Source organism: Mesorhizobium sp. KR9-304 (assembly GCF_040049215.1).
In the GTDB taxonomy this organism is placed as follows: Bacteria; Pseudomonadota; Alphaproteobacteria; order Rhizobiales; family Rhizobiaceae; genus Mesorhizobium_K.
Window position 1 is genome coordinate 830693 of the sequence record NZ_JBDZDN010000001.1, and the last position, 24482, is coordinate 855174.

20 protein-coding genes are annotated in these 24482 nt (G+C 65.6%); 8 read left to right on the top strand and 12 right to left on the bottom strand.

Annotated features, from left to right (window positions below):
* Nucleotides 1-366 precede the first annotated feature (366 nt).
* The 3 genes from ABLE71_RS03950 (at nucleotide 367) to ABLE71_RS03960 (ending at nucleotide 4482) form a co-directional block, all read left to right on the top strand.
* The gene (locus tag ABLE71_RS03950; RefSeq protein ID WP_348782050.1) at nucleotides 367-2052 is read left to right on the top strand and encodes a type I secretion system permease/ATPase; all 1686 of its coding nucleotides are present in this window, start codon (nucleotides 367-369) and stop codon (nucleotides 2050-2052) included.
* A gap of 38 nt (nucleotides 2053-2090) precedes the next feature.
* Nucleotides 2091-3368 carry an HlyD family type I secretion periplasmic adaptor subunit gene (locus ABLE71_RS03955; protein WP_348782051.1) on the top strand — a complete coding sequence of 426 codons (1278 nt, stop codon included), beginning with the start codon at nucleotides 2091-2093 and terminating at the stop codon, nucleotides 3366-3368.
* A gap of 112 nt (nucleotides 3369-3480) precedes the next feature.
* Nucleotides 3481-4482: an endonuclease/exonuclease/phosphatase family protein gene (locus tag ABLE71_RS03960; RefSeq protein WP_348782052.1), complete on the top strand. Its 1002-nt coding sequence runs from the start codon at nucleotides 3481-3483 to the stop codon at nucleotides 4480-4482.
* Here ABLE71_RS03960 and ABLE71_RS03965 read toward each other — a convergent pair.
* A complete protein-coding gene (locus tag ABLE71_RS03965) occupies nucleotides 4446-5330 on the bottom strand; it encodes an aldo/keto reductase (RefSeq protein WP_348782053.1) in 885 nt (294 codons plus the stop codon). The two genes, ABLE71_RS03960 and ABLE71_RS03965, sit on opposite strands and share 37 nt — an antisense overlap.
* Nucleotides 5331-5488: 158 nt before the next feature.
* Between ABLE71_RS03965 and ABLE71_RS03970 the strand changes: the two genes are divergently transcribed.
* The 3 genes from ABLE71_RS03970 (at nucleotide 5489) to ABLE71_RS03980 (ending at nucleotide 9115) form a co-directional block, all read left to right on the top strand.
* Nucleotides 5489-7162, top strand: a complete 1674-nt coding sequence (locus tag ABLE71_RS03970) for a GMC family oxidoreductase (RefSeq protein ID WP_348782054.1) — start codon at nucleotides 5489-5491, stop codon at nucleotides 7160-7162.
* Nucleotides 7163-7292: 130 nt separating this feature from the next.
* The gene (locus ABLE71_RS03975; RefSeq protein ID WP_348782055.1) at nucleotides 7293-8306 is read left to right on the top strand and encodes an ATP-binding cassette domain-containing protein; all 1014 of its coding nucleotides are present in this window, start codon (nucleotides 7293-7295) and stop codon (nucleotides 8304-8306) included.
* A complete protein-coding gene (locus ABLE71_RS03980; RefSeq protein ID WP_348782056.1) occupies nucleotides 8303-9115 on the top strand; it encodes an ABC transporter permease in 813 nt (270 codons plus the stop codon). The genes ABLE71_RS03975 and ABLE71_RS03980 overlap by 4 nt, the downstream gene beginning before the upstream one ends.
* Nucleotides 9116-9124: 9 nt before the next feature.
* Here ABLE71_RS03980 and ABLE71_RS03985 read toward each other — a convergent pair whose 3' ends face one another.
* From ABLE71_RS03985 to ABLE71_RS04005, 5 genes are all read right to left on the bottom strand, one after another.
* The gene (locus ABLE71_RS03985; RefSeq protein ID WP_348782057.1) at nucleotides 9125-10129 is read right to left on the bottom strand and encodes a hypothetical protein; all 1005 of its coding nucleotides are present in this window, start codon (nucleotides 10127-10129) and stop codon (nucleotides 9125-9127) included.
* Nucleotides 10126-10947 (bottom strand): carbohydrate ABC transporter permease, encoded by an 822-nt coding sequence (locus ABLE71_RS03990; RefSeq protein ID WP_348782058.1) that lies wholly within the window; start codon nucleotides 10945-10947, stop codon nucleotides 10126-10128. The genes ABLE71_RS03985 and ABLE71_RS03990 overlap by 4 nt, the downstream gene beginning before the upstream one ends.
* A complete protein-coding gene (locus ABLE71_RS03995) occupies nucleotides 10944-11828 on the bottom strand; it encodes a sugar ABC transporter permease (protein ID WP_348782059.1) in 885 nt (294 codons plus the stop codon). The genes ABLE71_RS03990 and ABLE71_RS03995 overlap by 4 nt, the downstream gene beginning before the upstream one ends.
* Before the next feature lie 125 nt (nucleotides 11829-11953).
* A complete protein-coding gene (locus ABLE71_RS04000; RefSeq protein ID WP_348782060.1) occupies nucleotides 11954-13297 on the bottom strand; it encodes an ABC transporter substrate-binding protein in 1344 nt (447 codons plus the stop codon).
* 26 nt (nucleotides 13298-13323) lie between these two features.
* A complete protein-coding gene (locus ABLE71_RS04005; protein WP_348782061.1) occupies nucleotides 13324-14100 on the bottom strand; it encodes an SDR family oxidoreductase in 777 nt (258 codons plus the stop codon).
* 187 nt (nucleotides 14101-14287) lie between these two features.
* Between ABLE71_RS04005 and ABLE71_RS04010 the strand changes: the two genes are divergently transcribed.
* Entirely contained in the window at nucleotides 14288-15142 is an 855-nt protein-coding gene (locus tag ABLE71_RS04010) for an SMP-30/gluconolactonase/LRE family protein (protein WP_348782062.1), read from the top strand.
* Between the two features lie 199 nt (nucleotides 15143-15341).
* Here the strand turns inward: ABLE71_RS04010 and ABLE71_RS04015 are convergent, their stop codons facing one another.
* From ABLE71_RS04015 to ABLE71_RS04040, 6 genes are all read right to left on the bottom strand, one after another.
* The gene (locus ABLE71_RS04015) at nucleotides 15342-16517 is read right to left on the bottom strand and encodes a mandelate racemase/muconate lactonizing enzyme family protein (RefSeq protein ID WP_348782063.1); all 1176 of its coding nucleotides are present in this window, start codon (nucleotides 16515-16517) and stop codon (nucleotides 15342-15344) included.
* Between the two features lie 14 nt (nucleotides 16518-16531).
* Nucleotides 16532-17701 carry a mandelate racemase/muconate lactonizing enzyme family protein gene (locus ABLE71_RS04020; protein WP_348782064.1) on the bottom strand — a complete coding sequence of 390 codons (1170 nt, stop codon included), beginning with the start codon at nucleotides 17699-17701 and terminating at the stop codon, nucleotides 16532-16534.
* The gene (locus ABLE71_RS04025) at nucleotides 17698-19731 is read right to left on the bottom strand and encodes an ABC transporter ATP-binding protein (protein ID WP_348782065.1); all 2034 of its coding nucleotides are present in this window, start codon (nucleotides 19729-19731) and stop codon (nucleotides 17698-17700) included. Before ABLE71_RS04025 ends, ABLE71_RS04020 begins: the two co-directional genes overlap by 4 nt.
* A complete protein-coding gene (locus ABLE71_RS04030; protein WP_348782066.1) occupies nucleotides 19732-20622 on the bottom strand; it encodes an ABC transporter permease in 891 nt (296 codons plus the stop codon). It abuts the gene before it with no gap.
* 1 nt (nucleotide 20623) lies between these two features.
* The gene (locus ABLE71_RS04035; protein ID WP_348782067.1) at nucleotides 20624-21574 is read right to left on the bottom strand and encodes an ABC transporter permease; all 951 of its coding nucleotides are present in this window, start codon (nucleotides 21572-21574) and stop codon (nucleotides 20624-20626) included.
* Nucleotides 21575-21645: 71 nt separating this feature from the next.
* On the bottom strand, nucleotides 21646-23172 hold the full coding sequence (locus ABLE71_RS04040; protein ID WP_348782068.1) for an ABC transporter substrate-binding protein: 1527 nt from the start codon (nucleotides 23170-23172) through the stop codon (nucleotides 21646-21648).
* A gap of 173 nt (nucleotides 23173-23345) precedes the next feature.
* On the opposite strand from ABLE71_RS04040, the gene ABLE71_RS04045 reads away from it, so the two are divergent.
* Complete coding sequence (locus ABLE71_RS04045; protein WP_348782069.1) at nucleotides 23346-24476, top strand: extracellular solute-binding protein; 1131 nt, start codon at nucleotides 23346-23348, stop codon at nucleotides 24474-24476.
* The last annotated feature ends 6 nt before the right edge of the window (nucleotides 24477-24482 follow it).

Genomic DNA, 24482 nt, shown 5'->3' on the forward strand with positions numbered 1-24482 from the left:
AAGCCTAAACGAGTAAAGCTGGGATACAAATCAAAATCGTTTTCCGTTAATAATATAATTTGACGATTACAATTGACGTGCGCGCCTGCTGCTCGGGAGCCCTGAATCGGCAGTTCTGACAACGGCCGACGGAGCTCACTTCCGCTCTTTACGGATAGACGACATTCTGTAACTGTTGTTTAGGTTGCACTGCAGCATCGATAGACCGTCACGTCGGCCGGCGAGGCGGAACAGGCGGCGCCCCCTTTTTTCCAGGATGCGCAGCGTCACCGACCGGCCGGAAGGACCTGCATGAAGCTCGGCTCGAGACGTTCCCTCCTATCAGGCCGATTGGAATCAGCGTCCTCGAACGGGGTCGGGCGGGCCATGGCGGCGCTTCGTCGCGGGTTCGCCGGGCTCGTGGGCCTGTCCGCGGTCTTCAACCTGTTCATGCTGACGGGCTCGCTCTTCATGCTGCAGGTTTACGACAGGGTGCTGACCAGCCGCAGCGTGCCCACGCTGGTCGCGCTTCTCATACTCGTGACCGGCATCTACGCCTGTCTCGCCGCTCTCGAAATCGTCAGACTGCGTGCATCCACACGCATCGCCGACTGGTTCGGCGACGAGATCGGGGCGGCGGTCGCCCGGCTGGCCATCGGCCGGCCTTCCCATGGTTCGAGTGCCCATGGCTCAGGTACCGGCCGCCAGGAACAGCGCTCCAATCCGATGCAGGACTTCGACCGCCTGCGCGCTTTCATCGGTTCGCCAGCCGCGATCGCGCTCTGCGACCTGCCTTGGCTGCCGCTCTATCTCGCCGTCGCATTCGCCTTTCACGCATATCTCGGCATGCTCGCGCTGGCGGGCGTCGCCGTGCTCCTGGGGCTCGCCGCCGTCGGCGACCGCCTAGCGCAGGAGCCTGTCCGTCTCGCCAACGCCGCAACCGCGCAGAGGGCGCGTCTGATCGACACCGCCGCGCGCGCTTCGGAGACGATCGCCGGCCTCGGCATGCGTGGCGCCTACATCAGCAAATATGCCGCGGTGGATGGCGAATTGCGGGATGCGGGCCGCCACGCATCCGACCGCATGGCGCTGTTCATCGGCGCGTCGCGTGGGATCAGGCTGTTCCTGCAATCGGCATCGCTGGCGCTCGGCGCGTATCTGGCGCTGCGCAACGAGATCACCGCCGGAATGATCATCGCCGTCTCGATCGTCACCTCGCGAGCGCTTGCGCCCGTCGAGCAGGCCATCGGCCATTGGCGCGCCTTCGTCGCGGCGCGCCAGAGTTGGACGCGGCTTCGCGAGCAGGTCGCCGATCCGGACGAGCCGCGAACCAGGCTGCCGCGGCCCGAATCCTCGCTGGAGGTGGCCGGCCTGTCGGTTGCCGCGCCGCTGTCCGACCGCATCCTGCTCGGCGGCATCAATTTCTCCCTGGCCGCGGGCTCGTCGCTCGGGGTGATCGGGCCGAGCGGCGCCGGAAAATCGACGCTCGCCCGTGCCCTCGTCGGCGTCCTGCCGCCGCTCGAAGGCAGCATCAGGCTCGATGGAGCCGATCTGTCGCAGTGGCAGGCCGACCAGCTTGGCCGATATGTCGGCTACCTGCCGCAGGATATCGAACTCTTCGACGGCACGGTCGCCGAGAATATCGCCCGGCTCGACCTGCGTCCCGATTCCGAAGCCGTGCTGGCGGCGGCGCGCCGGGCTGGCGCCCACGCCCTGATAGCGAGCCTCCCGGAGGGATACGACACGGTGATCGGACAGGGCGGGATGACCCTTTCGACCGGCCAGCGGCAGCGAATCGGCCTTGCCCGGGCGCTGTTCGGGTCGCCCTTTCTGATCGTGCTCGACGAGCCCACCTCCAACCTCGACGCCGAAGGCGACGAGGCGCTGCGCAAGGCAGTCAAGGCGGCAAGGCTCGCACACGCGATCGTCATCGTCATCACCCACCGGCCAAGCGCCATAGCCGCCTGCGATCAGGTTCTGGTGCTATCCAACGGCAAGCAGGCGGCTTTCGGCCCGCGCGAGGCCATACTGCGCGAAAACGGCCAGCGGCCGGTCAGGGTAGCATCGCCATGACCGAATCTCCTCCCGCATCCGCCGCCGGACGCCGAAGCGTGAACCGCGAGTTGTTCGCCGGCGCAATGATATGTCTGCTCCTGGTCGGCGGGCTCGGAGGCTGGGCGGCGACGACGCATCTCGACGGCGCGATCGTCGCACGCGGGCAACTCTCCGTCAGCGGCAACGTCAAGCTGATACAGCATCGCGACGGGGGCATCGTCGAGCGCATCCTCGTGCGCGACGGGATGCGGGTCGAGGCCGGCCAGGAGATGCTTACGCTCGACGACAACGCCTTGCGCGGCAACTACGCGATCGTCGAAGCCCAACTCGTCGACCTCATCTCCAAGCGGCAAAGACTGCGGGCCGAGCAGCTCGGCGAAACCGAAATGTCGCAGGCCGAGGTGCTGCCCGGCTTCGGCGGCATGGAGAAGGAACTGTCGAAGGCGCTTGCCGCCGAAACCGCCCTGTTCAAGGCGCGCCGAACGGCGATAGCCGGACAGAAGGCCGGCATCTCCGAGCAGATTCGCCAGCTCAGGGCGGGCGTCCGCGGATTGGATGCGCGGCTCGTCGCGACAAGGGATCAGGTGCGGCTGATCGGACAGGAGCTCGAGAGCGTCGAGGTGCTGATGGCGCAGGGGCTGACCACGCAGCGGCAGCTCCTGGCGCTGCAGCGGACGCGCGCCGAACTGACGGGGACGATCGGCCAGCTCGAAACCGAGATCGCGCAGTCGAACATAGCGATCACGCGCAGCGAGCTGGAGATATCCCAGGTCGATCTGGTCCAGCGCGAACAGGCCGAGCGCGACCTGCGCGACGTCGACGCACGTATCGCGGAGCTGATGGAACGGCGCAGCGCCGCACGCGAGCAGCTCGACCGGCTGGTGGTGCGCGCGCCGCAGACGGGTCTCGTCAGCCAGCTTGCCGTCCACACGATCGGCGGCGTGATCGCCGCTGGCGCCACGGTCGCCCTGATCGTGCCCGAGAGCGACCAGCTCGTCGTCGAGGCGCGCATCCGCCCGACCGACATCGATCAGGCGGCAATCGGCCAGGACGCCGAGATCCGGCTTCAGACCGTGGATGCGCGCACCTTGCCGCCATTCGCCGGCAAGGTGACATCGATTTCCGCCGACGTGATCGTCCAGCCGGCGACGCGGGAATCCTACTATCTGGCACGCATATCGATCGCCGACGAGGCGCGCCTGCGGAAGGAGCGCTCCCTCGTTTCGGGCATGCCGGTCGAGGTGTTCCTCGCCACCACCGGCAGGCGCACCGCGCTCCAGTACCTGCTGGGTCCGCTGACGGACCAGCTCTCCCACGCCATGCGCGAAAGCTGACACGGGCGATGCGCATTTCCTGCTTGCCGCGACAGTGGGTCATCGCGAGAACAATATTGCAGTGCAATATAGTCCATAGCCGACATCATCGTCCGCCAGTTCCGGGCTCGCCATGACAACCGCATCGCTCACGCGTTCGCCGCCGGCAATGGCCTCGAAGACGTCCACGGGCGTGACCTGGCTGCTTGTCTTTGCCGCAGCGCTCACGACGGGGCTGGCCGCCTTCGCCGACCGATCCTGGCCCGGCGACATGATCATCTTCTTCCGGCCGCAGCTGGCGCTGGGCGTCCTGCTTCTCCTTTGCGCCGGCATCTGGCTGCGGCGCTGGCTGGCCTGCGTGGCGCTCGGCGCGCTGCTCGTGGTCAACGGCTTGCCGCTCTTCGTCACCGGCGCGCCGACGGCGGCGGCCGCCGAGACGCCCAACCTGCGCATCCTTTCGGCCAACGTGCTGTTCGACAACCCCGAGCCGGCCCGTTTCGGCGAGGTCGTCGCCGCGCTTGCCCCGGACATCATCGTCACGCAGGAGGCCAAGTTCAAATGGCCTGGCGTGCTGAAAGCCTTGCCCGGCTACCCCTATCTGGTCGGCCCGAACATCTCGAAATGGAACGGCAATCTGGTGCTGAGCCGCTATCCGCTTCGCGCCCGCCTCGTCGCCGACATGCCGCCGTCCGGATATGCGCTGGGCGGCGGATACGCCGTCCGCGTCGAGGTCGACTTGCCGGGCCGCGCGCAGCCGCTGGTCGTCTATGCCGTCCACGCGCCGACGCCGCGCACTTTCGCCGGCTGGCAGGCGCGCAACCGCTATCTCGACGTGGTGGCTGAACGCATAGCAGCCGAGCCGGAAGGCACGCCGGTCGTGCTCGCGGGCGATTGGAACACGCCGGTCTGGTCGCCAGCCTATGGGCGCACATTGCTGCTGTCGGGACTGGAGGCCACGGAGCGTTCCGCCTGGCCGCCCGCCTCGCGCCTCTTCGCAAGCTTTGGCGGCGTCGATTTCGGCACGCCGATCGACCACATCGCCATATCGAGAGGCGTGGAAGTCGCCGACCTGTTCACCGGGCCGGACTTCGGCTCGGATCACCTGCCTGTCGTGGTCGACCTCAAGCTGCCCTGATCGTTTAGCACCGCTTGTCCGGCCAGCGCGGCGACCGCCTCCTCCAGATGCCGGATGCTCGATGTCCCAAGGATGACCGAGGTGACGCAGGCGCGCGAGGCCGCCTGCTGAAGCGCCATCGTCGGCGAAAGACCCGGCTGCAGGCGGACGACCTCGCGCGCCAATACGCCGATCGCGCGTTTGCGGATCGTGTCAGACAGCCCGGTCTCGATGGCCTGGTCGATCACATCCAGCGGCAGTTCCAGAAGCTCGATGCCCGGAAGTTCCAGCGCCGCCTCCAGCGCCGGCAGATCGTCGCAGGAGATGCCGAAATGGCGCACTTTGCCCGCCTTCTTGAGCGCGGCGAGCGCTTCGCCGACGGCGGGTCCGATCTCGCACGCCGGCGGGCTGTGCAGCAGCAGCGCGTCGACCTGTTCGAACCCCAGTCTGCGCAGGCTGGCATCGGCCGCCGCCGTGACGTGTCGTGGAGAAAAGTCCGTTGCGAGATTTGCATCGCGCCGGCCGACGACGGCGCTCTTGGCCGATTTCGCGCGCGCCAAAAGCGGCTTCAGCAGGGGCTTGAAGGGCCGCAGCAGGCGCATCTTCTGCGAGAAGCGCTTGCCGACCTTGGTCACCACGAAGCCGCGATTCCGCCGTCCCGCGAGCAGCCGGCCGATCTCACGCTCGCTGTCGCCCTGGCCGTATATGTCGGCTGTGTCGAAAAGATTGACCCCGAGTTCCAGCGAGCGCTCCAGCAGCGCCTTTATGTCGCGCGCCGGAACGGGATTGCCCAACGAGCCTATCCGGCTGCAGCCGAGCCCGAGCACAGGCAAAGCCGTTCTATCCGTTCCGAACGCGCGCTGCATCATAGGCGATCTCCAAGTCAGCACCGGCGAATCGCCAATTTGCTGCACTGCAACCAAAAACCGCCCCACTCTTGTTGCAATTGCTAACATGAGATGGAATAGAAATCATCAGGGCTACGGGGCGAAACGATCTTCAGCGAAAGCTGCGAGGAGTGCCTTACGTGCTCGGAAGCCTGGCCGACCTGCAAAATTCGGATCGACACAACGACGTCGTCATCGTGGGCGGCGGCGCCGCCGGCCTGACGCTCGCGCATGCGCTCGGAGCCGCCGGCAGGCAGGTGATGCTGCTCGAAGCGGGCGGCGACAAGCGCACGAAAGCCTCGCAGGAATTCTACCGCGGCGAGTTGGTCGACAAGGTCGTTCATCCGTCGACGGACAATTATCGCGTACGCGCCATCGGCGGCACCAGCACCATCTGGGGCGGACGGGCGATTCCGTTCGATCCGATCGATTTCGAGAAGCGCGACTGGGTGCCGGATTCCGGCTGGCCCTTCGGCCGCGACGAACTCGCCGGTTTCTACGGGAAAGCCATGGACGCCGCCGAGGCCGGCAGGCCGGATTTCTGTCCCGAACACGCACTTCCCGGCGCGCAGAAGGAGCTGGCGCCAGGTCTCGACGGCGAGCTCGTGCGCACCACAATCGAGCGCTTCTCGAAGCCGACCAATTTCTGGCGGCGCTACGGGCCCGAACTCGCCCGCTCAGGCAACGTCAGGATAGTCAAGGACGCGCCCGTCATCCACATCCAGCTCGCCGAGGACGGCAACGTCGTCGACTGGATCGAGGTCGCCGCGCCGGACGGCGCCCGAATCAAAGTCCGGGGCGGCCATTACGTGCTTGCGCTGGGAGGGCTTGAAACCACCCGGCTGCTGCTTGCGTCGAACGATTTGCGGCCGGCCGGCGTCGGCAATCACAGCGACCATCTCGGCCGCAACTATATGAGCCATCTCTGCGCGACATCGGGCACGATATCCTTCGCCGGTCCACCCGCAGGAATCGCCTATGACTATGCCCGCGACGACGACGGCATCTATTTGCGGCGCCGCCTGTGGCTGAGCGAGGCGGCGCAGCGGGAGTTCAAGCTCCTCAACACCACATTCCGCACGCATTTGCCGGAGCCCGCCGACCCATCGCATGGCGACGCCATCCTGTCGGCGATGTTTCTGGTCAAGGACATGGTGCTCTACGAATACAGCCGCAAGTTCGCCGAGAACCCGATCAGCTGGGGCGGGCGGCTGCGCCATGTGAAGAACATCGCCACGCAGCCGTTCAGGCTCGCCTCTTTCGGTACGAACTGGCTGAGAAAACGCACCTTCGCCGAGCGCAAGCTGCCGTCGGTGGTGCTCGGCTCGCGCGACAACCGCTACGAGCTTGAATTCCACGCCGAGCAGGCGCCCAACCCGGACAGCCGCCTGACGCTGTCGGGCGAGCGCGACGCTCTCGGCATGCCGCGCCTCAAGATCGACTGGCGCATCACGGAACTCGACCTTGCGAGCCTCGAGAGGAGCTATGAGCTTCTGGCCACTGAACTGTCGCGCAGCGCCACCGGCCGGCTCGACTTCGACCGGCAGAAGCTGGCGGCAAAGGCGAAACGGCACGGTATCGTCGGCGGTCACCACATCGGCACCACCCGCATGTCTGTCGATCCCAGGGATGGCGTCGTCGATCCCGACTGCCGCGTCCACGGCGTCGGCAACCTCCATATAGCCAGCGCAGCGGTCTTCCCGACCTCCGGCCAGGCCAACCCGACGCTCACCTTGCTGGCTCTGACCTTCCGGCTGGCGGAGCATCTTGGCAGGAATGTCATGGCCCAACCTTCGCAGGCGCAAGCGTCCTGAAATCATCAACATCTTGATGTGTCAGTAGGAATACTTTGAAGACGGGAGGGAGGTTCCAAAACCGCCTTCAAGTCTATATATGCGACCGCTTGCCGCATCTATCGCCGCCAGAAATCCCCGGATCGACCGCATGAACGATCTTTCCCCGACAGCAACTCTGTCCGCCCTCGCCACCGGGCCTGCCATCGTCGCGCGCGGCCTGGTCAAGACCTTCGGCGATCTTAGCGCCGTTGACGGCATCGATTTGATCGTGCCACGCGGCATGATCTTCGCCATCCTGGGACCCAACGGCGCCGGCAAGACCACGCTGATGCGCATGCTGGCGACGCTCGCGCGGCCCGACGCCGGTTCCGCCACCGTCATGGGCCACGACCTGCTGCAATCTCCCCATGAGGTTCGCGCCTCCATCGCCATGACCGGGCAGTTCGCCTCGCTCGACGAGGATCTGACCGGCCGCGAGAACCTCGTCCTGCTTGCGCGCCTCTGGGGTTTCCGCGGCCGCGCCGCCAAGGGAAGGGCCGACGATCTGATGGCAGCGTTCGGCCTCTCCGAAGCCGCAACCAGGCAGGTCAAGAACTATTCGGGCGGCATGCGGCGCAGGCTCGACATCGCGGCATCGCTGATCGTCACGCCCGGCGTGCTTTTCCTCGACGAGCCGACGACCGGCCTCGATCCCAACGCCCGCAAGGACGTCTGGAAGATGATCCGCGGCCTCGCGGATTCCGGCGTCACCATCCTGCTGACCACGCAATATCTCGAGGAGGCCGACCAGCTCGCCGCGCGCATCGCCGTCATCGACCACGGCAGGAAGATCGCCGAGGGCACCAGCCGTGAATTGAAGGCGGCCACCGGTTCGGGCTTCCTGCATGTCGCGCTCGCCGATCCCGCGCGGCTCGACGAGGCTTCCGCCATTCTGGAATCGCTGCTTGGGCATCCCGCCCAGCGCAGCACCGAAGGCGCCGCGCTTTCCGTGCTTGGCGGCACGGCCAGGGAGGCCAACGAGGCGCTCGCCGCGCTCATCGCCGCCGGCATCGAACTTGCGGATTTCTCCATGGGCCAGCCCAGCCTCGACGAGGTCTTCTTCGCGCTCACCGGCAAGGGCAAGCCAGCCTCGGCCGAAACCCGGAAGGACGAAGCGGCATGAGCGACGCAACCTCCCTGCATCGGCTGCAAAGGGTCGAGCGGCCGGCGGCCCCTTCCGCACTCTCCAACGCGCTGGTCTTCGGCTGGCGCGCCGTGCTCAAGTTCAAGCACGTGCCCGAGCAGCTCTTCGATCTGGTGATGACGCCGATCATGTTCACGCTGCTCTTCACCTTCGTGTTCGGCGGCGCGCTGGCCGGTTCGCCCAGTGAATATCTGCAGTTCTTCCTGCCCGGCATCCTAGTGCAGACCGTGGTGTTCAACTCGGTCTATTCGGGCATGGGACTGTCGACCGACCTCGGCAAGGGCCTGTTCGACCGCTTCCGCTCGCTGCCCATCTGGTCGCTGTCGCCTTTCGCGGGGCTGATGGTGGGCGACATCCTGCGCCATTTGATCGCCGGCGGCATCATCCTCGCCATCGGTCTCATCCTCGGCTACCGGCCGGAAGCCGGCGTCCTCGGGGTCGTCGCATCCTTCGCGCTGCTCATCGCCATCGGCTTCGGCGTCGGCTGGATCTTCATGGTTCTCGGCCTGCTCATCCGCACGCCGATGACGGTGATGACCATCGGCTTCACGGCCATCTTCCCGCTGGTCTTCGCCTCCAACATCATGGTCGATCCCGCGACCATGCCCGGCTGGCTGCGCGTCTTCGTCGACGTCAATCCAGTGTCGCTGATGACGACGGCCATGCGCGGCCTGATGAGCGGCGACGCGACCGCCGCCCAGGTCGGGCTCGCGCTGGTCGCGCCCGTAGCGCTGACAGCTGTCCTCGCGCCGGTGACGCTCTGGCTCTACGTGCGCGGGGAACGGTGACGGCGCCGGCTACCCGGCCGTCGCGCGCCCTTCGGCATCGACGACATCCACGCGCCCTGAGGGCCTGAACACGTGCAACCTGACTTCGGCGCTCAGTTCCGCGCCGGGCTCCAGCGTCAGCAGGCCAGTGCCGCGCGCCTTGGCATCGGCCAGTCCGGCGCCCGACAGCGTCGTCGAGGGCTCGATGCCGATCATGTTGCCGCGCCCGAACCACGGCGCGTCGACCGTGCCGCCAAGCTCGTACCATAGCCAGGCGCAAGGGAAACGATCCGCATCCCATGACAGCGCTACGGCGACAGCGACATCCAGCCGCCTGATCGCCGCCCAGGCGCGCTCCGACGGAGCCGGTTCGAAATCGTACAGATAGGCCATCGCGGCGAGCGGACCGGCGCGTTTCGACAGGTCGACCAGCCCGCTCTTCCCGGGTACCATCGGCCAGTCACCCTTCGCGCCCGGCACCAGCGGATTGGCCGCCGGGTCGTAGCCGCCGTCGACTGTGACGCGTTTCGCCCCCGTCGTGATCTCCACCGGCCCCGCCAAAAGGTCGGAGCCGAAGGTCGTGTGCTGCCCCCACATCACCTCCACCGGCCGCGCGCCATGCATCTTCAGGCGCTCGCTCACAATGAGCAGGTCGCCTTCGACCGTCAGCTCGCGCTCCATCTCGGCCGGCACGCTGAAAAAGCGCCGGGTCAATGTGATCGAGTTCTTCGATGCCGAAAACTCCCAGGGCGAAATCGAAGCCTCGCCATGAAATCCGTGGAAGATGCCGCCGAAATTGCAGGCGTCGCCGCCGTTCGGGAAGAGCAGAGGCCAGCCGCCGGTGAAACGCGTCAGCCACTCCGGCTCGTCACGGGCCGCCAGACTCGCGACAGGCGCATCGACCGGGTCCCACGGAACCGCGCCAAGCACCGACAGCCCCGAACCCAGATGCGTGACCTCAGTGATCGTGCCGCCGACGCCAGGATTGACCGACACCCGCAGTTCGTCGCTGGCGATGACCACACCAGCCGTCATTTCACCGCGCCCGCCATCAGGCCGCGGATGAAATATTTCTGGAAGGAGATGTAGAGGATCAGCATGGGCGCCGATGCGATCACCATGCCGGCCATGGTCAGCGGCACCTGGTTGTTGTAGCGGCCCTGGAAGACGCTGATGCCCGCCATCAGCGTGCGCTTGGCGTCGTCCTGCAGGAAGATGATGGCGATCAGCAGGTCGTTCCAGACATAGAGCGAGTTCACCACCAGCAGCGTCACCAGCGCCGGCGCCGACAGCGGCAGCACTATTCTGATGAGAATGGTGAAATCGCTCGCGCCGTCCATGCGCGCCGATTCGAACAGTTCGTTGGGCACGGTGCGGAAGAAGGTTGCGAGCAGATAGACCGAAAACGGCGTGATCAGGCCGGCATAGATCAGGATCGCGCCCTGGTAGGTGCTGATCAGGCCGATGCGCGAATAGAGCACGAAGAGCGGCACGATCATGACGATCGGCGGCACCGCCATCAGCGAAGTGCTGACCGCCAGCAGCGTGTCGCGGCCCTTGAACTCCATGCGCGCGATCGCATAGGCGGCGAGGCACGAGACGACCGTGCTCACGGCCACCGCGCCGGCGACCAGGATCAGGCTGTTTAGCATCCACCACAGGAAGGGGCTGTCGACCAGTACGGCGCGGAAATTCTCGAGCACCGGCATCGACGGGAAGCCGAGCTTGTCGACCGCGTATTCCTCCTCCGTCTTCAGCGCCGTCATGATCATGAACACGGTCGGCACCAGCGCCAGGAAGGCCGAAAAGAGCAGCACAGCGTGCTTGGGAAGGGCGGCGAGGAACTTGTTCATCGCGCGGCCTCGTCGGCAGCGGCACGGCGGCGCGCGCTGAACAGCGGGAAGATCAGCGCCACCGACACCAGGAAGAGCAGCACCGAGGCCGCCGAGGCGATGCCCGGAAGGCTGGTGCGGATCAGCGCGTTGAAGATGTAGAACTCGACCACCGTCGTCGCCGTTCCCGGCCCGCCGCGTCCCCCGCCGATGACATAGACATAGGCGAAGACGGCCGACAGCATGGTGATGGCACTGACCACCACGTAGAACTCGATGACGCCGCGCATCTGCGGCAGGATGATGTAGCGCGCCCGCTGCCACCAGTTGGCGCCCTCGAGCTTGGCCGCCTCGATCAGCGATTCGTCGAGGCTGAGCAGCCGGGCGAGAAAGAGGATGATGCCGAGCGCGGATTCGCGCCAGATGATCAGGATCATCACCGTCCACAGCGCCACGTCGGACGAGCCGATCCAGTCGAGCGCCATGAAATCCAGGCTCAGCCACCTCAGCACTTCGTTCACAGGCCCGCTGAACTGGAACATGCGCTTCATCACCACCGCGATGATCGGGATCGCCAGCACGAAGGGCACGAAGACGATGATGCGGTAGAGCTTCCAGCCGGCGACGCGCTCGTAGAGAAGGATCGACACCAGCAACGAGATCGCCACCATGACCGGGATGGCGAGCAGAAGCTGCAGATTGTGCAGCACCGATTCCCAAAAGAGGTCCTGGCCCAGCACGAGCTGGTAGTTGCGCAGGCCGATCCACGGCCCATCGATGCCGCGCACCATCTTGAAGCTGAATTCGAAGATGCGCACCAGCGGGTAGCCGAAGACGAAGGCCATCAGCGCGACGAGCGGCGCGACATAGAGGTACGGCGTGAGCCGGGATGCTCTGGTCATGATGCGAATCCGGCGAAACGCGCCATGGGTGGGGGTATTAAGATTTGCAACGACATCTCCGGCATGACGGGAGGGGGCGTCTCGGACGCCCCCTCCCCCTGTATCTCTTCAACAATGCTAACCGATCACGTAGCCGAAAGGTCGACGACCCACTTCTGGTAGTTCTCGACCAGGTCGGGGTTGAACTCCCGCCATTCCTTGGCGGTGTTGGCCGCGAGTTCGCCGGCCTGCTCGCCGGTCATGGAACCCTGCACGATCTGCTGGCCCGTCGGGATGGCGGCGCGTTCGTAGAACTGGCCGGGCATCACGTTGGTGACGTTGGAGATGTTGGCCTTCAGCCCCCAGTTCTCCCACATCGAGCGCACCGTCGCGTCGGTGATCACGCTGGTATCGAAGGTGGTGTTGGAGGGTATCCAGCCGGTCGCGTCCCAGAACGCCTTCAGCCGCTCCGGCGAGTTCAGGAATTCGAGGAACGCCGCGGCGGCCTTCGGGTCCTCGGCGTTGCTCGATATGCCGAGGCCCTGCACGTCGAGCAGCGGCTGGCCGGCGAGCTTGCCCTTGCCGAACACCGGCATGACCATGACGCCGATCTCGCCATTCGCCGTCTTCAGGTCGGCGGGAAGGCGCGTGCCGATCGACTGGCCCATGGCGAGCTTGCCGGCCGGCACGAGATCGATGCCCGGATAGAGTTCGAGCGACGACATGTCCTTGTTGAGGTAGCCCTTGGTCTTCAGCTCCTCGAGCTTCACCCAATGCTCGTGATATTTCGGATCGCGGAAATCCTTGTCGCCGATGAACAGCTCCACCGCCTCGCCGAGCGAGTCGAGGTTCTGCGGCAGCGAATGGCTGATGTACCACTCGCTCCAGTAGCCGTCCTGGATACCGCCGCCGAGCGGCTCGATGCCGGCCGTCTTCAGCGCCTCGCAGGTGGTGAGCAGTTCGTCCCAGGTCTTGGGCGGCGCGTTCGGGTCGAGCTTGGCCTGCTCGAACAGCTTCTTGTTGTATATCCACAGCATCGGCAGCGGATACCAGCCGACGCGCCATGTATCGCCACCGAAATTGCTGAGCTTGGTCGGCGTGGACGCGGTCAGGATCTCCGGCTTGATCAGTTCTTTGAGGCCCTTGAGATAGCCGAACCACACGCTCTCCATGTGGTAGATGCCGTTCCAGAGATACTGGATGTCAGGCGCGTTGCCGGCGGCGGCGGCCGTCTGGAACTGCGAGATGACGACGGCCGTATCCTGAAGCATCGGCTTCACGGTCGCATCCTTGTAGGCGGCGACCGAACTGTCGACGAATTTCTGCAGGCCGGGCAACTCCTGCTCGCCCCACCACCACATGTCGAGCGTCAACCCTTGAGCGCGCGCCGAGCCGGGCAGCATGCCGCCAAGTGCTGAGCCCGCGCCGAGCGCCAGCCCCATTTTCATCAATTCGCGGCGGGATAGATCCCAGTCTTTTTTATCCGTCATTTTTCCATTCCCCTGTTGCGTCGCTGTCAGAACGTGCTCATCAGGCCGCCATCGACCACCAGCAACTGGCCGGTCATGTAGCGGCAATAATCGGACGCCAGGAACACCACGGATCCGGAGACATCCTCGGGATAGCCGGTGCGGCCGAGCGGTATCTTGCGGCGGCGCACATACCATTCGAGGAAATCCGGCGTTTCCGCCTCGTCGACGCCGTTCACGATCGACATCGGCGTCGCCATGAAGCCGGGCGCCACCGCATTGACGAGGATATTATACGGTCCGAGTTCCACGGCCATCGATTTCGTATAGGCGATGATGCCACCCTTGGCGGCGTTGTAGGGGCCGGTGTCGCCGCTCGAGGCAAAGCCCTGGATCGAGGCGATATGGATGATGCGGCCGCCCTCCTGCTTCACCATCTGCGGAGCGACGAGCTTGCTGCCCATGTAGACGGCTTCGAGGTTGATCGCGATGGTGCGCCGCCAATCCTCCAGCGTGTCGTTGAGGATCGTCCTGGTCGGCGGGTTGATGGCGGCGTTGTTGACCAGCACGTCGACGCGGCCGAGCTTGGCGATCACGTCGGCGACGATCTCGCCGTAGCGGTCGTAGTCGGTCACGTCGAGCGCATAGTGATACGCGTGCCCTCCCGCGGTCCTGATTTCATCTTCGACGGAAGCGGCCGTGGCGGCGTTGCGTTCGAGCAGGACGACCTTGGCGCCCTCGCGCGCCATCTCCAGCGAAACCGCGCGGCCAAGTCCCTGACCGGCGCCGGTGACGAGGCAGACCCTGTCGTTCAGCAGACCCAACGCCACACTCCTAGCATACCTGGAATCGACCTTTTGCCGATCCGCCCATCAGGCCGTCTTCCGGAATGTTGGACCTTGCTCTGATATGCCGGAAGATATTAGACTTTGCCCGAAAGTCGCGTCAAGGGCGCAAGGCCCTTCGGGCGCCTTTCATTTGCGCGCCCGGACAGCTCGAAGGATATTATGCATGGCGGACGAATCCCAAACGCTCAAGCTCGCCAATGTCGGCTATGCCTTCGACCATCCGGAGGCCGTCGCCTGGGGCCCGGACGGACGCGCCTATGCCGGCGGGGAAGCCGGCCAGCTCTATCGCTTCAGCCTCGACGGAAAGGGCATCGAAGAGGTCGCGCGGGTCGAGGGCGGCTTCCTGCTCGGACTGGCGCATGACGCCGACGCCAACACCTATGCCTGCGACGATCGCTCGGCCTGCGTCCACCGCATTACGCCGGACGGCAAGATCAGCACCTATGCCAATGGCAACGCCTCGCAGAAGATGCGCGTGCCGAACTATCCGGTGTTCGACGACCGCGGCAATCTCTACGTCTCGGATTCCGGCGCCTGGGGTGCGCGCGACGGCTTCATCTGGAAGGTCGCGCCGGGCGGCGTCGCCGAAATCTGGGACCGGCAGGCGAGCGGCTTCACCAACGGCCTGTGCCTGTCCGCCGACGGACGCTGGCTCTATGTCGCCGAATCCTGCCCTCCCCTCATCTCGCGCGTCGAGATCAAGGCCGACGGCAGCGCCGGCAAACGCGAGGTGCTGATCGAGCTGCCGCGGCAAGTGCCTGACGGCCTCGCCTTCGACACGGCCGGCGATCTCTACATCAGCCTCTACAACCCCAACATCGTCTACCGCCTGACCGTCGCCGGCGAGCTGATCACGCTCTACGACGACTGGGAACAGTTGATGCTGGTCGCGCCGACCAACATCGCCTTCGGCGGCCCCGATCTGAAGACCCTGATCATCGCCTCGATCTGCGGCTGGTCCGTCCACACCGCGCCGATGCCGGTCGCCGGTCTGCCGGTGCGCTACCCGAAGATTTAGCGCCCCTTCCTTCTCCCCTTGAGGGAGAAGGTGGCCGAGCCGAGCGAAGCGAGAGCGAGGTCGGATGAGGGGTGCTGGAAGAACTCGGCGTTGACAGTGCCAGCCATGTTGCTTGGCGTCTTGCGCCCCGCGCAGCACCTCTCATCCGTCGCCTTCGGCGACACCTTCTCCCTCAAGGGGAGAAGGGAGGGGCGCCCCACTAAAGCTTCGGCGTCCGATAGAGCACCTTGCCCTTCACGGAGATCTCGGCGTCGACGAGATATTTCCTGATCCCCTCGGCGCTCATCGTGACTCCGAGCCCCGGCTCCGCAGGCACGTTGACCTCGCCATTTGCATCCGGCGTCAGATGCGTCTGCGACATATCCCAGGCGACCGATTTCGGCGCGAATGGATACTCGCAGATGACATGCTTCTCCAGACCCGCAAAGGGTTGCAGCGAGGCGCAGAGCGCCAGATGCGATGTGAAGGTGTGGTTCACATAGGTCACGCCCCGCGCAACGGCATAATCGGCGACCTCCTTGGCCGGACCGATGCCGCCGATGCGGCCGCAGTCGATCTGGATGTAGGACACCTTGCCGTAATCGATCAGCTGGCGCGCCATGTGCACATTGTGCGAGGCCTCGCCGCCGGCGAGTTTTATCTTGCCGCTGCGCGCATCGAGCTTGCCGTAGGCGTCGTAGGCGCCGCCGTGGAACGGCTCCTCCAGCCAGGTCGCTCCCACTTCCTCCAGCATCGAAATGCGCGCCGCCGCCGCATCGACATCCTCGCGGAAGATCTGGCCTGCATCGATGAGCAGCGTGCCTTCCGGTCCCAGCCCTTCGCGCGCGGCCTGCAGATGGTCGCGATCATCCGCGAGGCCACCGCGCCCGAACGGACCCCAGCCGCATTTCACCGCCCGGTAACCCTTGTCGCGCGCCGACCGGCAGCCGGCCAGCGTCCCGGCCGGCGTGTCGCCGAAAAGCTGCGAGGCGTAGGGCAGCTTCGGATAAGCCTTCTTGTAGCCAAGCAATTCGTAGACCGGCGCATCGCGCTTCCTGCCCAGAATGTCCCACAGCGCCATCTCGATGCCCGACCAGGTGTGCGCTGCCTGCAGCAGGTCCATGCATTCCAGTTCGACGGCGGCGGCGAGCCCATAAATGTCGGCCGGCGAGTCGACCTTGCGGCCAAGCACCACGGCTTCCACCGGCTTGCAGGCGCCGTGCGACATCGGCGCGACGTAAGCCGCGATCGAGGTCAGCGGCGACGCCTCGCACTCGCCCCAGCCGATCACGCCGTCGGCCGCCACGCGCACGACAAGCGCGTCCTGGCTGCCGTCGCCGATGTCCTCGACGACCGGCATGGAGAGGTAGAAAAAATCGATGGCTTCGATAGGCATGCAAAAATCCTTGATCAGACGCGGAATGAATTGAGGGCGTTTTCGTCGATGGTGACGCCAAGCCCGGGCTTGGTCGGCAGAGGGATGCGGCCGTCGACGATCGGCAGCTCCTCCGAGCAGAGTTCCATCCTGAGCCTCGAATCGGCGAGTTCGCGCGGCAGGAATTCGATGTGGGTGCAGGTCGGCGACACGACCGAGAGATGCGCCGAGGCCGCGATGCCGATCGCCGATTTCCAGCAATGCGGCACCACGAGCAGTCCATGGTCGGCGGCATGCTGGGCCACGCGCCGCGCCTCGGTCAGGCCGCCGACGCGGCCGACGTCGGGCTGCGCCACGTCCAGGCCGCCGGCGCGGAAGAGTTCGAGGAACTCGAAGCGCGTGTTCAGCCACTCGCCCGCCGCCACGCGCACGGGCGAGGCCTTCACCAGCTTGGCGTAGCCCTCGACGTCGTCGGACGGCAGCGGCGTCTCGATGAAAAAGATGTCCTCGCCGGCAAACATCTCGATGGCGCGCAGCGCTTCCTTCCAGTCGCGCCAGGCATAGGCGACGTCGACCATCACCGTCATTTCCGGCCCGATCGCCTTGCGGCATGCGGCGACGATTTTTGCGATCTCGCGGTCGTCCTCGATCTGCAGCGAATTGTGGGAGTAAGGCCCCTTGGTGCAGACCTCGAGTTTCACCGCGCGGAAGCCGAGTTCCTTCGCCTTCACCGCCCGCTCGACCAGGATGCGTGTGTAGGTCTCGAGGTCGTCGCCTTCGGGCAACAGCGAGGCATAGGGCGTGATGACCGGGTTGACCGCGCCGCCGAGAAGCTGCCAGCACGGCTTGCCCTCGATCTTGCCGCGCAAATCCCACAGCGCCATGTCGAGCGCGCCGATGGCGCAGATGCCGAGGCCCCGCCGGCCGGTCATCGCCGACCCCTTGTACATGCGCTCCCAGAGCCCTTCGACATCGCTCGGATCGGCGCCGATCAGCATCTCGGTCAGCCCCAGGCCCATGATGTGGGTGCCCCGCGCCTCGATCATGGCGCGCGCGACCCACGGGTTGGTGTCGGTCTCGCCGATGCCGACATGGCCGTCGTCGGTGTGGATCTTCACGACGAGATTGTCCTGCGCCGACGAATTCGCGTCGGCGCGGTAGTCCGGCACGAGCAGCACGAAACACTCGATCTCGGTAATTTTCATATCGTCGCTCTCCGGTCTCCAGAATTGTCGTTTGTCGTTATCGTCGCGCCCGGCCAGGTGGCCCGGCGCGCCAGTTCGTCCAGCGAGTGGTGGCAGCGTATGCGCAAGCCTTCGTCGGTTTCGCGCCAAGGCGGCCGCTCGCTCTCGCAGATATCGCCGATCTGCCAGGCGCATCGGCCTGCATAGGCGCAACCGGCCGCGGACGGCGCTTTCGCCGCGTCGCGGCCCGGGCCGCGATGCGGGCTCGGCTTCAGCGGCGTCGGCACCGCCTCCAGCAGGCTGTGCGTGTAAGGGTGGAACGGGGCGGCGAAAATCTGGTCGCGGCGGCCGATCTCCATGATGTCGCCGCGAAACAGCACGCAGACCCGGTCGGCCAGCATGCGCACGACGGCGAGGTCGTGCGAGATGAACAGCATGGCGATGCCGCGTTCGGCCTTCAGCCGCTGCAGCAGCGCCAGGATGCTTGCCTGCACCGAAACGTCGAGCGCCGACAGGATCTCGTCGCACAAAAGCAGCGTCGGTTCGGCGATCAGCCCGCGTGCGATGGCGACGCGCTGGCGTTCGCCGCCCGAAAGCTCGTCCGGAAAGCGGGCTGCATATTTCCCGTCGAGCCTGACGTCGGCAAGTGCGGCCGTGACGTCTGCCTGCGACGATCTCCCGAAGAAAAATTCCAGCGGCCGCGACAGCGCCTTGGCGATGCGTGCGCGCGGATTGAGTGAGGCATCCGGATTCTGGAACACGAACTGGATCAGCCGCCGCTCCTGCGGCGTACGGTCCTTCACGAGTCCCGCGAGCGCCTTGCCGGAAAGCCTGATTTCGCCCTCGGCCGGCGCGATCAGCCCGGCCACGGCGCGCGCCAGCGTCGACTTGCCGCTGCCGGACTCGCCGACCAGCGCCACCGTCTCGCCCTTGCCGATATCGAGGCTGATCTCACGCAGCGCGAGAAACGCATTCCTGCCGGAGCCATAGACGACGCTGACATTGCCGATCGCCAGAAGCCGTTCGGCATGCTCGACCTCGGCCGCCTGCGTCACGGCGCGCGCGTCGGCCGGCACTGAAATCTCCGGCCAGCGCCAGCAGGCGACCTCGCGGTCCGCACCCGCCCGCTGAAGTTCCTGTTTTTCCTCGAAGCACCTGTCCAGGGCCCAGTCGCAGCGCGGCGCGAAGGGGCAGCCCTTGGGCAGATCGTGCCGCTGCAAGAGACCGCGCAATGGCCGCGCGGGAAGACCCGATTTGTCCTCGATGTTAGGTATCGAGCCTATCAATCCGCGCGTATAGGGATGTTTCGGATCGGTGAAGAGTTCGGCGGTCGGGGCGATCTCGACCATCCTGCCCGCATACATGACGCCGATGCGGTCGGCGATCTCGGACAGCAGGCCGAGATCGTGCGTGACGTAGAGCATCGACATCTTCAGCCGCGCCCGGAGGTCGACCAGCAGGGCGACGATCTGCTCCTGTGTCGTCACGTCGAGACCGGTCGTCGGTTCGTCGAGCACCACGAAGGCGGGCTCGCAGGCCAGCGCCATGGCGATGCAGACGCGCTGCTGCTGGCCGCCCGAAAGCTGGTGCGGAAAGCGCCGCAGGAATTGGATCTCGGCCGGCAGCCCGACCAGGCGGAATAGTTCGAGTGTGCGCCGTAGGCGTTTGTCGGGATCGCCGCTTCCATGCGCCCGCAGGATCTCGTCGATCTGCGCGCCGACCCTCATGCCCGGATTGAGCGCCGTGGTCGGATTCTGCGGCACGAAGGCAATGCGCGCGCCGCGTATCTTGTCGAGTTCCGGCCGGTCGAGCGCAAGCAGGTCGCGGCCGTCGAAGCGTATGGCGCCGGCATCCGTGCGCATAGCCGGGGGACGATAGCCCAGAAGCTGCAATGCTATCGTCGACTTGCCGCAGCCGGATTCGCCGACCAGACCGAATACCTCTCCAGGCGCGACCGAAAAATTCACGTCGTCGACGACGCGCAGGAAGCCCGCCCCCTGCCGGTACGATACCGACAGACCCTCGACCGAGATGGCGGGTGCCGCGCCCATTCACTGCACCCCGAGCTTGACCGTGCGGCCGAGGATGCGCGCCAGCCCTTCGGTGAAGAGGTTCAGCCCGACGACCAGCGACGCAAGCGCCAGTCCCGGTCCGAGCACCGTGATCGGCGTGATCATGATCAGTGCGCGGTTCTCGCTGATCATCAGTCCCCATTCGGGCGTGGGCGGCCTGAGCCCGAAGCCGAGGAAGCCAAGCGAGCCGATCAGCACGGGCGCGTAGCCCGCCCGCAAGGCGAATTCGACCAGGAGCACGCTCGTTGCGTTCGGCAGCAGTTCGCGCCGCATCACCGACCATGCGTTCTCGCCGCGCAGGCGCGCGACGGTCACGTAGTCGCGCGTCGCGATGTCGACCGCCACCGAGCGTGCCATGCGCGCGATGCGCGGCGCATAGACCAGCGCCACGACGAGCACGATCAGGACCGGGTTGCCGGAGAGCTCGGGGCCCGCCGCCGCGATCGCGATCAGCGCCAGCACGAGGAAGGGGATGCTGATCAGGGCTTCGAGCAGACGCTGCAGGATCTCGTCGACCCAGCCGCCGACATAGCCCGACAGCAAGCCAAGCACGGCGCCGACGACAAGTCCGAGCAGCGTTCCGGACAGCGACAGCAGGATGACGATATGGCTGCCGTGGACGACGCGCGAAAAGATATCGCGTCCGAGCTGATCGACGCCAAACGGATGCGCCCAGTCCATGCCGGACAGCGGGTGTCCGGTGCCCATCTGCGAGAAACCGTAGGGCGCCCAGAACGGGCCCGTCGCTGCGACGAGCAAATGAAGCACGAGCACGATCAGGCCGATGCGAAAGCTCAGCGGCGTCTGCCGCCAGAGCGGCAGCAGGCCGGTCCATCTGGCCGGTGGCGCTGAAAGCGTCTCGGTGCTCATATCACCCGGTCCTGAGACGCGGGTTGAGCAGGATCGCCGCGACGTCGGCGATCAGGTTCGCCGCGACATAGACGAAGGCGGCGATCATCACCGTCGCCTCGATGACAGGCAGGTCGCGCAGCTGCAGCGAATCGACCAGCAGGCTGCCGAAGCCCGGATAGGAGAACACCTTCTCGACCACCACCACGCCGCCGACCAGATAGGCGAGGTTGAGCGCCGTCACGTTGAGCGTCGGCACCAGCGCGTTGGGCAGCGCATGGCGCAAGAGCACGCGCCTGCGCGACAGGCCCTTCAGTTCCGCCATGCGGATATAGTCGGAGTCCAGCACCTCGATCAGATTGTCGCGCAGCATGCGCACCGCATAGACGGCCATGACGATCGCCAGCGTCAGCGCCGGCAGGGTCATCGCCCGGAAATATTCCCACGCACTGGAACTTGCGTCGACGAGCGAGATCGCCGGCAACAGCGGCACCATCACGACGAAGCTCAAAAGCAGGATCGTCGCCAGCAGGAAATCGGGCAGCGACAAAAGCACCAGCGTCACCACCGAGAAGGCATGATCAACCGCGCGGTCGCGGTTGAGCGCCTGCAGAAGCGCCGGGATGATGGTCAGCGGCAGATAGATCAGAAAGGCGTAGGCCGACAGCAGCACCGTGTTGAAGATGCGGGGGCTGAGGATTTCCGACACCGGCCGGCTGGAAACCAGCGACTGGCCGAGATCGCCGGTGACGAGCCCGCCCAGCCAGGCCAGATACCGAACCGGCGCCGCCCGGTCGAGCCCGAGTTCGGTGCGCAGTTGCGCCAGCATCTCGGCCGTCGCGTCGCGCCCGAGGATGCGGGACGCGACGTCGCCCGGCAGCACTTCAAGCATCCAGAAGATGATGAGCGACACCAGGATCAGTGTCACGACGGACATGAGGGACCGGCGGATCACCAGTTTGAAGATGGTCACGCCGGCTCCCCGTCATAGATCGGCATCGATGGAGTCCCGCGCCCCTGGAAATCCGGAGCGCGGGCAGTCTATTACTTGCAGCTCAGATCTTCAAAGTTCAGGTTGAAGTTCTGCGCCCGCGGCGTGTAGCCGTCGCAGCCGGCGCGCAGCGCCAGCACCTGATGCACGAACATCGGCAGCACCAGCCCGCCCTCGGTGGCGAGCATCTTGCCGGTCTCCTGGAACAGCTTGGTGCGCTCGGCGGCGTCGACGGTGGTGTTGGCCTTGAGCAGCAGCGCGTCATAGTCGGGACGCTCCCAATGCGTCTCCTTCCACTTCGCGGTCTGCGTATAGGCGGTGGCGAGGCCCTCGCCCGGCGGGCGCATCGACCAGGCGGAGGTCACCAGCGGCTTCTTCAGCCAGACGTCGTCCCAGAAGCTTTCGGCCGGCGTGACGATGACGTTGATGTTCATGCCCGCGGCCTTCGCCATCTCGGCATAGACCTGCGCCATCAACACCATGCCCGGCACGCCTTCGGCGGTATAGAGGTCGAAGCTCAGGCCGTCCTTGTAGCCGGCCTCCGCGAGCAGAGCCTTGGCCTTCTCGATATCCTGTTTGGGGGCTTCCTTGACGTAGGAAGCAGGACTGCCAACCGGCACCGGGTTGTCGGCGCCCGGTTCGCCGAAGCCGAGCAGCACGGTGTCGACCATCGCCTGGCGGTCGACCACGAGCTTCATCGCCTCGCGCACCTTGGGATTGTCGAAGGGCGGCGTGTCGATCCACGCCGATACGGTCATCGAGTTGGACGCGGCCGTCTCCAGCAGCTTCACCGACGGATCGTCCTTCAGCGTCGAGATGACCGAAGGATCGACATTGAGCATGAGGTCGACCTGCCCCGCCTTGATCGCCGACACGGCGGCCACCGCTTCCTGCGCGACCGTGATGCGCAGGCATTCCGACTTCGGGTGGCCGGCGTTCCAGTAGTTCGGATTCTTGCGCAGGATGCGCACCGGCGCATTGGGCGTGAATTGTTCCTGCATGAACGGGCCGGTGCCGTCGGCTTTCAGCTTGAGCGTCTCGCCGGTCGCGCCATCAGGAACGATGTTGGTGAACTTGTTGGTGATCAGCACCGGCAGTTCGACCACCGGGTTCTTCGTCTTGAAGACGACCGTCGTGGCATCCGGCGCGCTGATGCCGTCCGCGTCGAGGAATTCGAGCACCGCGCGTGCGCCAGAGCCGGTCTTCTCGTCGAGCAGGCGCTTGAAGCTCCACACCACGTCGGCGGACGAAAAATCCTTGCCGGAATGGAATTTCACGCCTTCGCGCAGCTTGAAGGTCCAGGTCAGCCCGTCTTCCGACACCGACCATTCCGTCGCCAGCTCCGGCAGGACGTTGAAGTTGTCGTCGATGTCGACTAGCCGGTTATAGACGGCGAAGGTGTGGTAGGCATCGTCGCCGGAATGCATGTCGGCGGGATCCATCGACTGCTTCTCGCCGCTCCACTCATAGCCCAAAATCTTCACGCATTCGTCGCCGGCGGCGGCAAATCCCGTCGTCGCCGACCCTGTCAGACCGAGCGCTGCCATCGCCGCGCCGGATAACCACGCAGAAATTTTCATCGTCCTGTTCTCCCTGACAACCAGTTCCCCGATATGTCGCCTTTTCCGAAATACCGGATAGGCGTACATTTATGTAGACTGGCACAATATCCGTGTTAGCTTGCGAGTCAAGGAACCGGAGACGCGCCGGCGCGCAATTCCGGTCTCCGATCTGGCATGAGGGGACGTTCGGAATGGCGCCTGTAAAGCTGCGCGGGATGACTTGGGATCATCGCCGCGCAATAGACCCGTTGACGTATAGCCTGCCGCAGTTCCGCAATCGCCACCCCGACATCGACATCGAGTGGTCATCGCGACCGCTCGCGGGCTTCGAATTCACCTCGGTCGACGCGCTCGCCGAGGACTACGACCTGATCATCCTCGACCATCCGTTCATGGGCGCGGTATCCGCCTCCGGCTCGCTAGCGCCGCTCGACGGGATCGGCGGTCTTTCGGATGACCTCTTCGTGGGACCGTCGCTTGCGACCTACCGCATGAAGGGAAGCCTATGGGCACTGCCGGTCGATGCCGCGGCCCAAGTCGCCGTGTCGCGTCCCGATCTCATGCAGGCGCTCGACGCAGAGCCGCCGCGCAACTGGAGCGAGCTGATATCGCTCGGCGCAAAAGCCCGGCGCAGGTCGCTCAGCCTCGCCATCGGACTATCGGGCGTACACAGCCTGATGACCTTCTTCACCTTGATGGCCAATCTCGGGACCCCTTGCGCGACCACGCAGGAAGAGCCCTTCGCGGACCGCCCCACGGCGCGCGGCGCCCTCGGCCTGCTGCGCGGCCTGCTGGAGTTCTGCCCGCGCGAGGCGCTCGACTGGAACAGCATCCGGCTGCATGACGAGATGGCCGCACGCGACGACCTCGTCTTCTGCCCCGCCGTCTATTGCTATGCCACCTATGCCGAGGCCGACCAGCGCCGCCCGCTGCGCTTCCACGACCTCCCCGGCCCCACCGGCCCCACCGGCTCGACCATCGGCGGCACCGGGCTCGCAGTCTCCGCTAAATGCAGACATCGCGAGGCCGCGTTCGACTATGTCCGCTTCGCCGCCGAGCTTGCCACACAGCGGGTTTTCGCCGAACATCACGGCCAGCCGGCGCACCGCGCGCTCTGGCTGGACGAGGCGATCAACCAACGTTTCGGCGGCTGCTACCGGAACACGCTGGCGACGATGGAAGCCTGCTGGGTCCGCCCCCGCTACAACGGCTATCTCGCCTTCCAGGAAGCAGCCGGCGGGCTTGTTGAGGCGCATCTGCGCGGCGACCTCGCAGAAGACGCGCTGCTCGACCGGCTCGAGCGCTTGCACGCCGGCCGCTGAAGATTG

Coding starts and splice junctions, on each gene's coding strand:
- ABLE71_RS03950 (WP_348782050.1), top strand. CDS start 367: ATGGCGGCGCTTCGTCGCGGGTTCGCCGGGCTCGTGGGCCTGTCCGCG.
- ABLE71_RS03960 (WP_348782052.1), top strand. CDS start 3,481: ATGACAACCGCATCGCTCACGCGTTCGCCGCCGGCAATGGCCTCGAAG.
- ABLE71_RS03965 (WP_348782053.1), bottom strand. CDS start 5,330: ATGATGCAGCGCGCGTTCGGAACGGATAGAACGGCTTTGCCTGTGCTC.
- ABLE71_RS03975 (WP_348782055.1), top strand. CDS start 7,293: ATGAACGATCTTTCCCCGACAGCAACTCTGTCCGCCCTCGCCACCGGG.
- ABLE71_RS03980 (WP_348782056.1), top strand. CDS start 8,303: ATGAGCGACGCAACCTCCCTGCATCGGCTGCAAAGGGTCGAGCGGCCG.
- ABLE71_RS03985 (WP_348782057.1), bottom strand. CDS start 10,129: ATGACGGCTGGTGTGGTCATCGCCAGCGACGAACTGCGGGTGTCGGTC.
- ABLE71_RS03990 (WP_348782058.1), bottom strand. CDS start 10,947: ATGAACAAGTTCCTCGCCGCCCTTCCCAAGCACGCTGTGCTGCTCTTT.
- ABLE71_RS03995 (WP_348782059.1), bottom strand. CDS start 11,828: ATGACCAGAGCATCCCGGCTCACGCCGTACCTCTATGTCGCGCCGCTC.
- ABLE71_RS04000 (WP_348782060.1), bottom strand. CDS start 13,297: ATGACGGATAAAAAAGACTGGGATCTATCCCGCCGCGAATTGATGAAA.
- ABLE71_RS04010 (WP_348782062.1), top strand. CDS start 14,288: ATGGCGGACGAATCCCAAACGCTCAAGCTCGCCAATGTCGGCTATGCC.
- ABLE71_RS04015 (WP_348782063.1), bottom strand. CDS start 16,517: ATGCCTATCGAAGCCATCGATTTTTTCTACCTCTCCATGCCGGTCGTC.
- ABLE71_RS04020 (WP_348782064.1), bottom strand. CDS start 17,701: ATGAAAATTACCGAGATCGAGTGTTTCGTGCTGCTCGTGCCGGACTAC.
- ABLE71_RS04025 (WP_348782065.1), bottom strand. CDS start 19,731: ATGGGCGCGGCACCCGCCATCTCGGTCGAGGGTCTGTCGGTATCGTAC.
- ABLE71_RS04030 (WP_348782066.1), bottom strand. CDS start 20,622: ATGAGCACCGAGACGCTTTCAGCGCCACCGGCCAGATGGACCGGCCTG.
- ABLE71_RS04040 (WP_348782068.1), bottom strand. CDS start 23,172: ATGAAAATTTCTGCGTGGTTATCCGGCGCGGCGATGGCAGCGCTCGGT.
- ABLE71_RS04045 (WP_348782069.1), top strand. CDS start 23,346: ATGGCGCCTGTAAAGCTGCGCGGGATGACTTGGGATCATCGCCGCGCA.